Here is a 13,240-nt window from a genome sequence, read left to right on the forward strand (position 1 = left end):
GTCGCCGCACAATCCACGCAGGTCGAAGCTCGACTGGTCCGTCACGCTTGTCTTGATGCCGTTCGCGGCTTCCTCAACTTTGCCGACGTCGACGTGAAACCCAGGACCATCCACTACTGAAACCATCTCCCTCGAACACGTTCAGTACTCAATCGAGCGTGGAGGATCCGATCCCCGGCGGCAAGCAGCCGGACTGTCATGAGCACAGCAGAGAGAACGGAGACATAACGGAGCCCAGACCGGCCGTTCACAACCACAAACATGATCTTGAAGTTGCCGAAATCGCAGGTAGAGGCCCTGAAATCGGAGATTGCTTCAAGACGGCCGCGATTGAACCCGTGGGCTTTTAATCCGCGGGCCTGGAGTTCGAACCCCTTGCGGCCCACCAGTTTTCGCAGTTCACAGCGGTTTTGCAGTTGCATCGTTAGGTGGGCATAGCGGGTGGCCAGGTATCCGATCGGAGACAGGTGCGAACCGGTCTCGCGGCCGTGACCACGAGGTGGTCCAGGTGGTTGGACGCAGTGCTGTCGCTCAGTCCGGGTCTATGCAGCGTGGACGCGGTCACACCAGTTGCGAAGCCGACGAGCGGGTAGGGAATCGCAGGGTCAGGCAGCGCCTCGGGCCTGACGCCGAGCTGCGGCACTCGGCCGGGCTGAGGGAGGTTCGGAACGCGCGGGCCGCGACCGCGGAGTTGATCTTCGTCAGAGACCAGTGGAACCCGCGGCCGCGAGCCAGCACCGCGCCAACGAGGACGACCGTGGTCACCTGTCGACGTCGGTGGTCCTCGTCGAGCTGATCTGCACGGTCACGCACAGTGGGACGAGGGCGCGTTCGCGGAATCTCGTGCGGCTGCCGCCCCGGTAGCGGTTGCCGGGGCGGCAGGCACGGTTGAGTGGTGACTTGAGTTCGGGTGGGGTTGGGCCGGGGTTATCGGGGTGTTTCGGGGGCGGCGGTGTGGTGGGTGCCCGGCCGGGGCAGGAGGAACATCAGGGCCCACATGGTCAGCAGGCCGCCGGCGACGTAGGGCAGGGCGCCGGCGAAAGAGTGGGCGACGTCGGTGCCGCGGGCGGTGGCTTGGGGGTCGTGGGTGAAGAAGACCACTCCGGAGAAGACCGTTCCCAGGGCCATACCGAGGTAGATGGCGGTGTTGAACAGCCCGGAGGCCGAGCCGGCGTGGGCTTCGGGGACGCGGCTGAGGCTGAGGTCGGTCAGCGGGGCGCTGGTCAGGCCGATCCCGATACCGAGGGCCACGGCCGGCCCGGTCATGGCCGTCATCGACAGCTCCGCCCCGCGGCTGGTGACCAGCAGGGCGAACACGGCCACCGACAGCGCCGCGAGCAGCGCACCGGCCTGCGGCACCCGGCGCCGGTGGCGGGTGAGGAACAGGGCGGACAGCCACGCCCCGGTGATCTCGGCGAGCGCGAACAGCGCGAACACGATCGCCGCCCGGGCCGGGCTCAGCCCCAGCCCGTGCTGCAGGTACAACGTCCAGCACAGGATGAGCAGACCGGAGAGCAGACCGAGCACGAGCTGGGCGGCCAGTCCCGCGGAGAACACCCGCTGGGTGAACAGGGCCGGCTCGATCAGCGCCGATCCATACGCGCGGGCCCTCATCCGCTGCTGGATCACCAGGCCGGCCAGGGTGGCTGTGCCTGCGGCCAGCGCGGTGAAGGACCACCAGGGCCAGTGGCGGGCCGGGCCCTCGCTGAGCGGGTAGGCGATCAGCAGCAGACCGAGCGCGGACAGCGCGATGCCCGCCGGATCCGGCCGCAGCGCCCGGTCCGCCCGGGTTTCGGGCAGAACCCGGCGGCCGAGCAGAGCGATCGCGATGCCCAGCGGCAGGTTGATCAGGAAGATGGGACGCCAGCCCAGACCGAGCAGGTCGGCCTGGGTGAGCAGGCCACCCAGGACCGGCCCGATCACGGCACCGGCGGAAATGACCGTCCCGTAGAGGCTGAAGGCGCGGGCACGGGCGGGACCGGAGCCGGCGAAGGTGACGTGCAGGGTGGCCAGCACCTGCGGCACCATCATCGCGGCCCCTGCGGCCTGCACCACCCGGACGGCGATGAGCATCGCCGGGCCGGTGGCCAGCGCGCACAGCAGCGAGGCGCCGGTGAACCCGCTCGTGCCGAGCAGGAACAGGCGCCTGCGTCCGTAGAGGTCACCCAGACGGCCGCCGGTGATCATCCCGACGGCGAAGACGAGGGCGTAGGCGGCGTGGATCCACAGCAGCTCCGCCGCCGAGGCACCGGTATCGGCCTGGATGGCGGGCAGGGCGGTGTCGATCACCGAGCTGTCCAATGTGGACATCAGTTCACCGGCCAGCACCACGGCCAGCAGCAGCCTTCGGCCACGGCGGCGGAATCGATCGTCGGACGCCCGGCCGTGAGCGGACGGGGAAGAAGAAGAGGTGCCGGAAGACACGAGGGAAGGTCCTGTTCTGCGCGAGGAGAGAGACGGGCAGACCGGGGACCGCGCCGGCTCCCCCTTCAAGGACAGGAGAAGCTCACGGAGCCCAGGCCATCAGCATTCGCCGTCGGCGCAGCACAAGGATGCCCTCGTCTGCGGGTGCAGTGAGAGCACATGTAGCTGCGGGAGACGGCTACTGGGCCTGGGAAATAAGTCATCACCTCGAACGCGGAGCACACGCCCGTCAGGGCGGCAGGAACCAGCCCAGCGTACCCGGCGGCCCGCGGGCGGCGGAACGGATTTGCCGTCGGCGCACTGATCACCTGGCCGGTTCGACCACTGGACCCGTGGTCGAGGGTTGCGCTCCGCAGACCCCGGCTCCCACGCCGAACGGACGGCTGCTCGGCCACGACTCGGCCCCACCGGCCGTTCCGGTTATCGCCCGGATCACCCGTGCGACATAGGGTGGAGCCATGACCGAAGAGATCGACTTCGACGCGATGAACCGCCAGGTGATCGCCGACTTCCGGGCGAACGGCGGCGAGCCCGGCGGGATGACCGAGGGCTCGCCCATGGTGCTCGTGCACCACGTCGGCGCCAAATCGGGGGCCGAGCGGATCGCGCCACTGGTGCCCTACGTGGACGGTGACCGCCTCTACATCTTCGCCAGCAAGGGCGGCAGCCCCGGGAACCCGGCCTGGTACCACAACCTCCTCGCCCACCCCGACACCAAGGTCGAGTACCGCACCGAGACCTTCCCCGTGCACGTGCGGGTGCTCTCCGGCCAGGAACGCGACGACATCTACGCCAAGCAGGTCGCCGTGCAGCCCCAGTTCGGCGATTACCAGCGCAACACCGATCGGATCATCCCCGTCCTCGAACTGGAACGCACCGGCCGCTGAGCCACCGGGCGCCGGACGGCGGGCTCGTTCGCGGCGACGTACCCGGCGTGGTCGGAGTAGCCCCCCGAAACGAACCCGAACGCCGCTCGGCCGAGGTCGATCGGGGTGCGCACTCTATGGGTATTCGCCCTCACATTAATTAACTAACTTTGTTAGTGACTTATCTAGTAGTGTTCCCTTCATGGAACCTTCTGCTCGCGGTGCCCACCGCCCCGCCGTCCCGGCCACCTCGGGACCGGGCCCTGCTGCGGGGCGGTGGCCGCCGGAGTCTCCCGGAGTGGGCGAGGCGGTGATGGAGCGCCTGCAGGAGGTGGGGGTGCTCACGCGGGTGATCGAGCAGCGGGTGAGCGGGGCGCTGCGGATCAACGCCCGGGATCTGGCCGCGATGGAGCACCTGGTCACCGAGGGTCCGCTGACGGCCAAGGACCTCGCGGACCGGTTGCGGGTGTCGACCGCGGCGAGCACGCACATCGTGGATCGGCTGGAGAAGGCCGGGCACGTCGTGCGCCGCCCGCACGCCAGCGATCGCCGCAAGGTTCTGGTCGAGCCGGTCGCGGAGTCGATGACCCGGATGTTCGGGCTGCTGCACCCGCTGCTGAGCGGGGTGGCCGAGCTCGTCGCGGCGCTGAGCCCCGGCGACCGGGACGTGGTCGAGGATTTTTTGACCGGAGTCGTGCAGATCTACACCGACTCGGCGGATTCCCTGAACCAGGACTGACCGCCCCGAATCACCCGCCCGGCTGGGCGGTGCCCGTGCGCGCCCGCGGGGCCCGTAACTGCTTGCCCCATGAGGAAGTGGGAGGGAAAGAACATGTCCGAAGCGGGAAAGCGGAGCTCGCCGTCGAGGGTGTGGTGGCTGCTGGCCGCCGTGCTCGTCGTCGAGCTGATGGATCTGCTCGACTCCACCATCGTCAACGTGGCGGGGCCGTCGCTGGAACGGTCCCTGGGCGCGAGCCCGGTGGGCCTGCAGTGGGTGATCGGTGGTTACGCCCTGACCCTCGGCGCCGGGCTCGTGCTCGGCGGGCGCCTGGGTGACCGGTTCGGCCGGCGGCCGGTGTTCCTGGGCGGCCTGCTGGCCTTCACCCTGTCCTCCCTGCTGTGCGCGATCGCCCCGAGCATCGGCCTGCTGATCACGTTCCGGCTGGTCCAGGGCGTGGCCGGGGCGATGATGCTGCCCCAGGGACTGGGCATCCTGCGCGACAACCTCCGGCCGCGGCAGCTCACCAAAGCCCTCGCGGTGTTCGGTCCGGTCCTGGGCCTCGGGGGCGTCCTGGGTCCGGTGCTGGGTGGTGCGCTCATCGACGGGGACCTGTCCGGCCTGGGCTGGCGGCTGGTGTTCCTGGTCAACGTCCCGGTCGGGCTGGTCGCGGTGGCCCTGGCCTGGCGGCTGGTGCCCCGCGGGCACGGCACCGCGGGGCTGCGGGTCGATGTGACCGGAGCCGTGCTCGTCGCCGCGGCGTCGGCGTTGCTGGTGCTGCCGCTCAACGAGGGACAGTCCTCGGGCTGGCCGCTGTGGACGTGGCTGTCCTTGTCGGCCGCGGCGCTGGGTTACGCGGGATTCGCGCTGTGGCAGCGGCGCACGCTGAGCCGGGGCCGCACCCCGCTGATCACCCCGACCCTGTTCGGCAAGTCCGCGTTCACCGTCGGGCTGGTCGCGGTCGCGCTGTTCTTCGGCGGGCTCATCGGTACCCAGCTGGTGCTGACGTTCTTCCTGCAGCTCGGCCAGGGCTACACCGCCGGGCAGGCCGGGCTGGGGAACCTCCCGGTCGCGCTGGGCACCGCCGTCGGCGGCGGGATCAGCGGCGGACTGCTCGCCGCGAAACTGGGCCGCACCGTGCTGCAGGCCGGGGCCCTCGTCCAGCTCGCGGGGGTCGCGTGGCTGTGGTCGACCCTGGCCGAAGACGGCGCGTTCACGATCTGGCGGACCGTGCCCGGCAGCGCGGTGGCCGGTATCGGCGCGGGCATCGTGATCGCCGCGGTGTTCAACACCGTCCTCGGCGCCGTGGACGACGACGAGGTCGGCTCCGCCTCCGGTGTCCTGTCCGCGGTGCAGTCGATCGGCGGCTCGGTCGGCGTCGCGGTGTTCAGCACCGTGTTCTTCGCCGGCGCGAGCACCGGTGCGGTCACCGACAGCTTCCGGGACGCGCTCGTGGTCCAGGCCATCGTGATCGGGCTGTTCCTGCTCATCTCGCCCCTGTTCCCCCGCCGCGCCCGCCCCGACGACAGCGACGCCGACGACAGCGCTGTCGACGGTGCCGCCGAGGGCTCCGGTATGGCCAGGACCGGCGGGCCCCGGGAGACGGGTGCGGCCCCGTCCGTCACCGGCCATTCCCACTGAGCCCGGCACCCTTCTCGTGAGGAGAACCCCATGAACCGCACCGTTCTCATCTCCGGGGCCGGTATCGCCGGCCCGGCCCTGGCCCACTGGCTGCACCACCACGGCCTGACCGCAACCGTCGTCGAACGCGCGCCGGCTCCGCGCCTGGGCGGTCAGACGGTCGACCTGCGCGGCGCCGGCCGCACCGTCATCGAACGCATGGGCCTGGAACCGGCCGCCCGCGACCGCATCACCCACGAGGAGGGATTGCACTTCGTCGACCGCCGCGACCGCGCCCGGGCATCCTTCCCCAGCACCGGGTTCGGCGGCGAGGGGTTCGTCGCCGAACTGGAACTGCTGCGCGGTGAGCTCGCCGACCTGCTCCACCAGCACACCCGCGAGAACACTCCCTACGTCTTCGGTGACGAGATCACCGGGCTGAGCGACACCGGCGACGGTGTGGACGTCACCTTCCGCCACAGCCGGGACCGGCGATTCGACCTCGTCGTCCTCGCCGACGGCCTGCGCTCCCACACCCGCGACCTGGTCTTCGCCGATCTCGCCCGAAGCCGCTCCTTCGGCCTCTACACCGCCTACTTCACCATCCCCCGCACCGGCTCCGACGGCCGCTGGGCCCGCTGGTACAATGCCCCCGGCCGCCGCGTCGTGCTCCTGCGTCCCGACAACCACGGCACCACCCGCGCCAGCCTCTCCTTCCTGCACCCGCAACCCGGCCTGGACCGGCTGCCGGTCGCGGCCCAGCACGACTTCCTGCGCCGTCACTACGCCGACGCCGGCTGGGAAACCCCCCGCGTGCTCGACGCCATGGACGGCACCGACGACTTCTACTTCGAGTCAGTCGGGCAGATGCGCCTGCAGCACTGGTCCCGCGGCCGGATCGCCGCGGTCGGTGACGCCGCCTACTGCGCCTCTCCCCTCAGCGGCATGGGAACCAGCCTCGCCCTCGTCGGTGCTTACGTCCTGGCCGGCGAACTGGCCCGGCACCACCACCACCGCGACGCCTTCCACGCCTACGAAACCACCATGCGGCCCTACGTCGCCCGAGCGCAGAAGGTCCCCTGGATCGCGCCCCGGCTGGCCGCACCGAAAACCCGCACCGGCATCGCACTCCTGAACACCGTCGCCGGGCTCGGCGCCCGCCTCGCCTCCCGTCCCGTCGTCAGCCGGCTCGCCGGCCGCATCACCAGCCCACCCGCCGACTCCATCGCCCTGCCCACCTACCCCGGCCCGGCCCGGGACCCACTCGCGTAGGTCCGGCGTCGCGGGGTCCGGCGTTTCACTTCAGTGACTGGGCCAGGATGGTCTGGACCAGAGCGTGGCCGGCGTCGGGGATCGGGTCGTTGTCGATGTTGCCGACCACCGAGTTGGCGATGGTGGTGAGGTCGTCTTCGGTGAAGCCGTGTTCGAGCAGGCCCGCGCGGACGCCGACGGCGGTCATCAGCCTGGTCAGCGCGGCGTCCACGTCGGTGTCGCCGAGCAGGGTGCCGATGCGGTCCAGGGCCGGTGCCGCGTGGGGGTGGGCGTGGCTGAGCCAGGCCGGGTAGACCGCGGCCAGGCCGCGGCCGTGGGAGATGTGGAGGCGGGAGACCGAACCCATGGCCTGCTGGACCCGGTGGGGCAGGCAGGTGCTCGCGTTGGCCACGCTGAAACCGCCGTACAGCGCGGCCAGGGCCATGGCGTCGAGCACCGGTTCGGAGTGGTTGCCCGCGACCAGGCTCGGCAGGGACTCGCCGAGGATGCCCAGGGCCTGCTCGCAGTAGAGGCGGGTGATCGGTGACGCTTTGCGCGCCACGTAACCCTCGATGGCGTGGGCCAGGGCGTCGAAGCCGCTCTCGGCCGCGACCGCCGGGGGGAGGGTGCGCAGCAGGTCCGGGTCGATCAGGGCGATCCGGGGGAACAGGTCGTCCCCCCGGATCCCCGCCTTGAGGGCTCGCGCGGTGTCGGTGATGATCGCGCCCCTGGTCACCTCCGCGCCGCTGCCCGCCGTGGTGGGCACCGCGACGACCGGTACCGGGTCGCCGGACGGCTCGAGGGTGCGGCCGACCAGGGGGCCGCTCGGTCCGTGGCGCAGGCCGACCGCCACGGCTTTGGCGGCGTCGATCGCGCTGCCCCCGCCGAGGCCGACGATCACGGTGCACCCGGCGGCCTCGGCCCGCGCGGCGGCGGCGTCGACTTCCGAGGACTTCGGATCGGCGGAGACCTGGTCGAAGACGGTCGCCCGCACCCCAGCGTGGTCGAGAGTGGACAGTGCGACGTCGAGGAAACCGTTACGCCGAGCTGAGTTTCGGCCACACACGACCAGCGCGTTTCGGCCCAGCGGGGCGGTACGGGTGCCGAGCTCGGCGAGCCGGCCCCGGCCGAAGTGCACCGCGGTCGGCACCTGGAGGTCGAGTCTCACGGTGTCGGGGTCCTCTCGATCGTTCGGGTGCGGCGCAACGCGTCGAAGACGGCGCAGGTGCCGTCGGCCAGGTAGTGCAGGGCGGACCCACCGCCGGTGGAACTGGGGCCCGCCCACGGGAGTTCCGCCACGGTGTCGCCGCCGAGGAGCAGCGCGTCCACCCCCGGGTCGGCGAACGCCGCCAGCAGGGGCGTCACGGCCGTGGTGAACCCGTCGGTGTAGCGGCTCGGGGTGCCCGCGACCAACGCCCGGCCGCCGAGGGCGCGGAGCCGGGCCAGGCGCTCGTGCGCCCACGGCGCCAGCTCGAAGTCGACGACGGCGGCGTCGTCCGGCACCCCGTCCACGTCCACCGTGGCCGGACGCCCGTCGCCGCGACGCACGATCACCCGGTCCGGGACGTGCAGTTCGGCCCGTCCGTCCGCGAGCACCGACCGCGCCGCGTCGGCGCAGCGCTCCGGCTCCGGCCCGAGCGCGGAGCGGCCGATCGGGTGGCCGAGGGCGCGCAAAAGGGTGTTCAGCACGACGCCGCCGGGGATCAGCAGATCGTAGGCCCGATCGAGCCCGGTGAGGCCGACCAGGGTCTTCTCCGGCTTGACGCCACCGAGCACGGCGACCGAGTAGCGGCCGGGGTCGCGGCCCGCCCAGGGGTCGAGGGCGCGGGCCTCGGTGACCAGGTTGTCCGCGGCGCAGCCGGGCAGGAAGTCCAGGATGGCGGCGTTGGACGCGTGCGCGCGGTGCGCCTTGGCGAAGCCGCCGACGGCCACGGCTGCCCCGAGCCGGGCGAAACGGCGGGCCAGCGCGGGATCGCCGCGTTCTTCGCCCGCGTGCTCGCGGGTGTTGCCGAACAGCACGATCTCGCCGTCGCGCAGCTCGTCGGCGCGGGCCACCGCGTCATCGGTGGCATTGGCCGGGTGGTAGCCGACGGGACGGCCGAGCGCGCGGGCGAGGTGGCTCGCGACGTGTCCCAGCCCGAGGGCCGTGCCGTCGCGGTGACTGCCCTGGTGCGACAGCAACGCCACCCGGGCGCCCGCGTCGCAGAGCCGCCGCAGATCCGGCACCTCGCAGTCGATCCGCCCGGCCGGACGCAGATCGGGGCCGACGTTGAACCCGGCCGAGTACACCCACCGCTGCCCCGGCCGGAGGTCCTGCCGGGACAGCAGGGGTGGCTCAGCACGCATAGTCGCGCAGTCCCCGGTCCTGCGGCAGGCCGAGCATCACGTTGAGGTTCTGGATGGCCGCCCAAGGGCGTCGTGGTCACCCACCACGGTCTGGCGCACGTCCTGCGGCACGCGGCGGCGACGTTCGGGTTCACCTCGGCCGACTCGGTGCTGGCCAACGCTTCGATCGCATTCGACTTCGCCGTGCTGGAGCTGTTGCTGCCGTTGAGCACCGGCGCCACCCTGCACCTGCCCCCGCGGTCGGCCTCGCGCGACCCCGACGGGCTGACCGGGGCGCTCGAGCGGTGGGGCAGCACCCACCTGATGGGCACCCCGTCGATGTTCGCGGCGATGCTGGACGGCGGCTGGGCCCCCCGGCCCGGGCTGACGCTGATCGCGGGGGGCGAGGTGCTGCCCCCGGAGCTGGCGCGGCTGCTCGTGGCCGACCGCGCGGTGTGGAACATCTACGGCCCCACCGAGGTCACCATCTACACCACCTGCGAACGGGTCGAGGACCCCGACGACGTCACCATCGGCCGGGCCGTGACCGGGACCACCCTGACCGTGGTCGACGGCGACGACCGGCCGGCCGGTCCGGGAGAAGCCGGTGAGCTGGTCGTCGCGGGCCCCGGGGTGGCGCTGGGCTACCTCAACCGGCCCGAGCTGACCGCCGCCCGCTTCCGGCCGCTGCCGGACGCCCCCGGCACGCCCACCTACCGCACCGGCGACCGGGTGCGGTCCAGGCCGGACGGGCGGTTCGACTACCTCGGCCGCATCGACCGCCAGGTCAAGATCCGCGGTTTCCGGGTGGAGCCGGACGGCATCGAGGCCGTGCTGCGCGCGGACCCCGCGGTGTGGGAGGCCGCCGTCGTGGTGGCCGAGGGCCCCGGCGGGCCCGTGCTCGTCGGCCACGTCGTGCTCCGCGATCGTGAGTCCACTGTGGAATCCCTGCGAGCGCGGGTCTCGGCCCGCCTGCCCGCGCACGAGGTCCCGCACCACCTCCTCGTCGCCGAAAGCCTGCCGCGCAACACCAACGGCAAGATCGACCGCGCGGCGCTGAGCACCCGGCCCGTCGCCGAGCCCGCCCGCGACGACACGGACCTGCTGGTGAGCATCTTCGGCGAGGTCCTCGGCCACGGCGCCCCGGGCCAGGACGACGACTTCTTCACCAGCGGCGGGGACAGCCTCTCCGCGCTGCGCGTCATCGGCCGGGCGAAGGCAGCGGGCCTGAGGCTGAGCGTGCGCGACCTCTACGACAACCCCACCGCCGCCTCGCTGGGACGACGGATCGCCGGCACCACCGGGCCGGACGCCGCGCCGGCCCCACCCACCGCCGTCCGGGTGCTCCCGTCGCAGGGCTGGTTCTTCGACCTCGGCGTGCCGGAACCCGGCCACTTCGCCGAGCCGGTCGCGCTCACCGCGCGGGAGCGGATCGACGCAGCCGGGCTGAACCGCGCGTTGCGGCGGCTGTGCGAACGGCACCCGGCCCTGTCCGCCCGCTTCACCGAGGACGCGGTATACCCGTCCGACTCCGGATTTCCCTCGTACCACCACGATTTCGGGCCCGAAAGCGCGCGCTTCGGGCCGGCCCTCGACGAGCTGTACCGCACGCTCGACATCACCCGGGGCCCCCTCTGCCTCGCCGCGACGTTCTCCGGACCGGAGGAGGACACCCTGGTGCTGGTCCTGCACCACCTGGCCGTGGACGGCATCGGCGTGCCGATCCTCGTGCAGGACCTCGACACGCTCTACCGGGGCGGTTCGCCCGCCCCCGCGCCGATTTCGGCCTTCGGACACTCGGCGAAGCTGACCGCGTTCGCGGACACCCCCCGGGCGCGCCAGGCCGGTCGGGAGTGGCTGGCGCTGCCCTGGCGGGAGATCACCGAACTGCCCACCCTGGCGGCGCCCACCGGCCTCACCCAGGCGGACATGACCTCCTCGCGCCTCGACCTCGACCGGCTGACCGGCGAGCGGCTGCTGGCCCTGTCCGGATCCTCCCCGGTCCGGCTGGAGGAAGTGATCCTCGCGGGCGTCGCCGAGGCCGCCGCGCTCCTGGGCCCCGGCCCGACGGTGTCGATCGACGTCTTCCGCCACGGCCGCTGGCCCTACCCGGAGCACGACGCGAGCACCACGGTCGGCTGGCTCGCGGGCGTCGTCCCGCACGTCCTGACCGCCACGGCCGAACCCGGGCCGCGGAGCCGGCTCATGGCGTTGCGGGCGCAGATCCGGCACCTGCGCACGGTGGAGCACGCCTGGGGGCCGCTGCGCCACAGCTCCTCCGACCCCGCCGTTCGCGAACGGTTCGCCGCGCTCCCCCGCCCCCAGCTGTACCTGCACTTCCGCGGCCGGGGGATGACCGAGCTACCCGGGCTGAGCGCCTTCACCCCGGCCGACCTCGCACTCGGCACACCGCACACCCCGCTGGCCCCGCCGTTCCGCCCGGTGGAGATCCGCTTCGGCGTGGATCGGGACACCATCACCTCGCACTGGCGCCACCCCCGCCACGTCGTGGCCGCCACCGTCATCGACAAGCTTTCCGCGGGCGCGGCGGCCGCCATCGCCGCCTTCGCCCGCAGCGCCGGTGAACTCTGACGGTCCGGGTGCTGCGGCCCGCCTCCGAGGTCACTCGGATCGCGCGGGGCGATGGTGCGACGAAGGCTCGAGGTACTGCGAGTAGTCGGGCAGGTCGATGTCGCGGGCGAAGCGGTCGACGAGCCTCATCAGCGGCGTGAACAGGGCGGCCGTGGAGAACAGCCGGTTGCGCGCGGCGATGCCGAGCCGGGTGGTGGGGGCTAGGAGCCGGCCGGCGTTGACCCCGCGGGCGACCTTGGCGTAGCCGTGCATCAGGGTGTCGTAGCGGGCGTAGGCGAGGGTGTGCTCGCCCTCGGCCCGGAGCAGTTCCCCGGCCAGGACGTAGGCGCCGACGATGGCCAGGCCGGTGCCGAACCCGCCCAGGGTGTTGCCGTAGGCCGCGTCGCCGACCAGGGCGATGCGCCCGCTGGTGTAGCGGTTCACGGTGACCCGGGTGATCGCGTCGAGGTAGAACTCCCCGGCGTCGGGGAGCCCGGCCAGCAACTGCGGGATCTTCCACCCGCCGCCGCGGTAGGCCGCGGCGAGCAGGGTCTTCTGCTGGTCGACGTCGTCGCGGTCGTAGGTCAGCGGGGCGGAGGCGAAGACGAAGAAGGCCGGGGCCTTCGGCCCGCCGGTCGCGGCCATCCGGCCCGGTTCGCTGTACATCTCGTCGCCGCCGCCGATTTCGACGTCGGCGAGCGCGTAGTAGTAGCCCAGGTGCCGCACGTGGTCCGCTTCCGGGCCGAACGCCAGGCCCCGCACCTTCGAGTGGATCCCGTCCGCCCCGATGACCAGGTCGAACGAGCGCCGGGCGGCGTGGCGGAAGGTCACCTCGACCCCGGTGGCGGTCTCGGCGAGTGCGGTGATCGTGTCGCCGAAGAGGTATTCGCAGGTCGACGCGGTGCGCTGGTGGATGATGCGGGCCAGGTCCCCGCGCGGGACGGCGATCTCCCCGCCGCTGAACTCGCCCGGGACGGTGGCGATGACGCGACCGGCGGCGTCGACGATGACGCCGTCCTCGGAATCGGCCTGGGCGGCGCGCACGTCGTCGAGGATGCCCATCCGGTGCAGCACGCTGCGGTGGGTGGCGCCTTTGAAGTCGACCGCCTGCCCGCCCGGACGGATCTCGGCGGCCTTCTCCACCACGGTGACGTCGTAGCCGTAGCGGTGCAGCCAGAAGGCCAGGGCGGGCCCGGCGATGCTCGCTCCGGAGATCAGGGCGGTGCGGTTTCCCCGTTCGGCGCTCATTTCGTGGCCTGCGCGTCCGCGCCGAAGAAGTCGATCTTGTCTTGGGCGGTGGTCCGGTGGGCGACCGTAGTGGCGGGCGGGACGGCTTCGGGCATGGTGAACTCCTCGGTTGCGGGCCGGCCGGGTCTCCGGTCGGCCTCGGGGCGGGTGCGCGAAAGCAGCCCGGGACGGCGTCGGCCACGGACGGCGGTCATGGGGTCCGGTCGAAGTGGTCGAC

General features: G+C 72.3%; 10 protein-coding genes. 5 read left to right on the forward strand and 5 right to left on the reverse strand.

Annotated features, from left to right (window positions below; all coding sequences use genetic code 11):
- Positions 1-927 precede the first annotated feature (927 nt).
- Entirely contained in the window at positions 928-2,424 is a 1,497-nt protein-coding gene (locus NYF13_RS03875; RefSeq protein ID WP_315654195.1) for an MFS transporter, read from the reverse strand.
- Between the two features lie 458 nt (positions 2,425-2,882).
- Between NYF13_RS03875 and NYF13_RS03880 the strand changes: the two genes are divergently transcribed.
- From NYF13_RS03880 to NYF13_RS03895, 4 genes are all read left to right on the forward strand, one after another.
- Positions 2,883-3,311, forward strand: a complete 429-nt coding sequence (locus NYF13_RS03880) for a nitroreductase family deazaflavin-dependent oxidoreductase (protein ID WP_315654196.1) — start codon at positions 2,883-2,885, stop codon at positions 3,309-3,311.
- 277 nt (positions 3,312-3,588) lie between these two features.
- On the forward strand, positions 3,589-4,029 hold the full coding sequence (locus tag NYF13_RS03885) for a MarR family transcriptional regulator (RefSeq protein ID WP_315654197.1): 441 nt from the start codon (positions 3,589-3,591) through the stop codon (positions 4,027-4,029).
- A 93-nt stretch (positions 4,030-4,122) separates the two neighbouring features.
- Complete coding sequence (locus NYF13_RS03890; protein WP_315654199.1) at positions 4,123-5,649, forward strand: MFS transporter; 1,527 nt, start codon at positions 4,123-4,125, stop codon at positions 5,647-5,649.
- 30 nt (positions 5,650-5,679) lie between these two features.
- A complete protein-coding gene (locus tag NYF13_RS03895; RefSeq protein WP_315654200.1) occupies positions 5,680-6,900 on the forward strand; it encodes an FAD-dependent monooxygenase in 1,221 nt (406 codons plus the stop codon).
- A 25-nt stretch (positions 6,901-6,925) separates the two neighbouring features.
- On the opposite strand, the gene NYF13_RS03900 is transcribed toward NYF13_RS03895, so the two are convergent.
- Together NYF13_RS03900 and pgk are read right to left on the reverse strand one after the other, a co-directional pair.
- Positions 6,926-8,047, reverse strand: a complete 1,122-nt coding sequence (locus NYF13_RS03900; protein WP_315654201.1) for an iron-containing alcohol dehydrogenase — start codon at positions 8,045-8,047, stop codon at positions 6,926-6,928.
- The gene (pgk, locus tag NYF13_RS03905; protein WP_315654202.1) at positions 8,044-9,225 is read right to left on the reverse strand and encodes a phosphoglycerate kinase; all 1,182 of its coding nucleotides are present in this window, start codon (positions 9,223-9,225) and stop codon (positions 8,044-8,046) included. Before pgk ends, NYF13_RS03900 begins: the two co-directional genes overlap by 4 nt.
- 72 nt (positions 9,226-9,297) lie before the next feature.
- Here pgk and NYF13_RS03910 point away from each other — a divergent pair, with 72 nt between their 5' ends.
- Positions 9,298-11,796 carry an AMP-binding protein gene (locus tag NYF13_RS03910; protein ID WP_315654203.1) on the forward strand — a complete coding sequence of 833 codons (2,499 nt, stop codon included), beginning with the start codon at positions 9,298-9,300 and terminating at the stop codon, positions 11,794-11,796.
- A 30-nt stretch (positions 11,797-11,826) separates the two neighbouring features.
- On the opposite strand, the gene NYF13_RS03915 is transcribed toward NYF13_RS03910, so the two are convergent.
- Both NYF13_RS03915 and NYF13_RS03920 read right to left on the reverse strand, forming a co-directional pair.
- Positions 11,827-13,023 carry an FAD-dependent monooxygenase gene (locus NYF13_RS03915; protein ID WP_315654204.1) on the reverse strand — a complete coding sequence of 399 codons (1,197 nt, stop codon included), beginning with the start codon at positions 13,021-13,023 and terminating at the stop codon, positions 11,827-11,829.
- Positions 13,020-13,217, reverse strand: a complete 198-nt coding sequence (locus NYF13_RS03920; RefSeq protein WP_315654205.1) for a hypothetical protein — start codon at positions 13,215-13,217, stop codon at positions 13,020-13,022. The genes NYF13_RS03915 and NYF13_RS03920 overlap by 4 nt, the downstream gene beginning before the upstream one ends.
- Between the last annotated feature and the right edge of the window lie 23 nt (positions 13,218-13,240).

The organism is Amycolatopsis sp. PS_44_ISF1, from assembly GCF_032335455.1.
In the GTDB taxonomy this organism is placed as follows: Bacteria; Actinomycetota; Actinomycetes; order Mycobacteriales; family Pseudonocardiaceae; genus Amycolatopsis.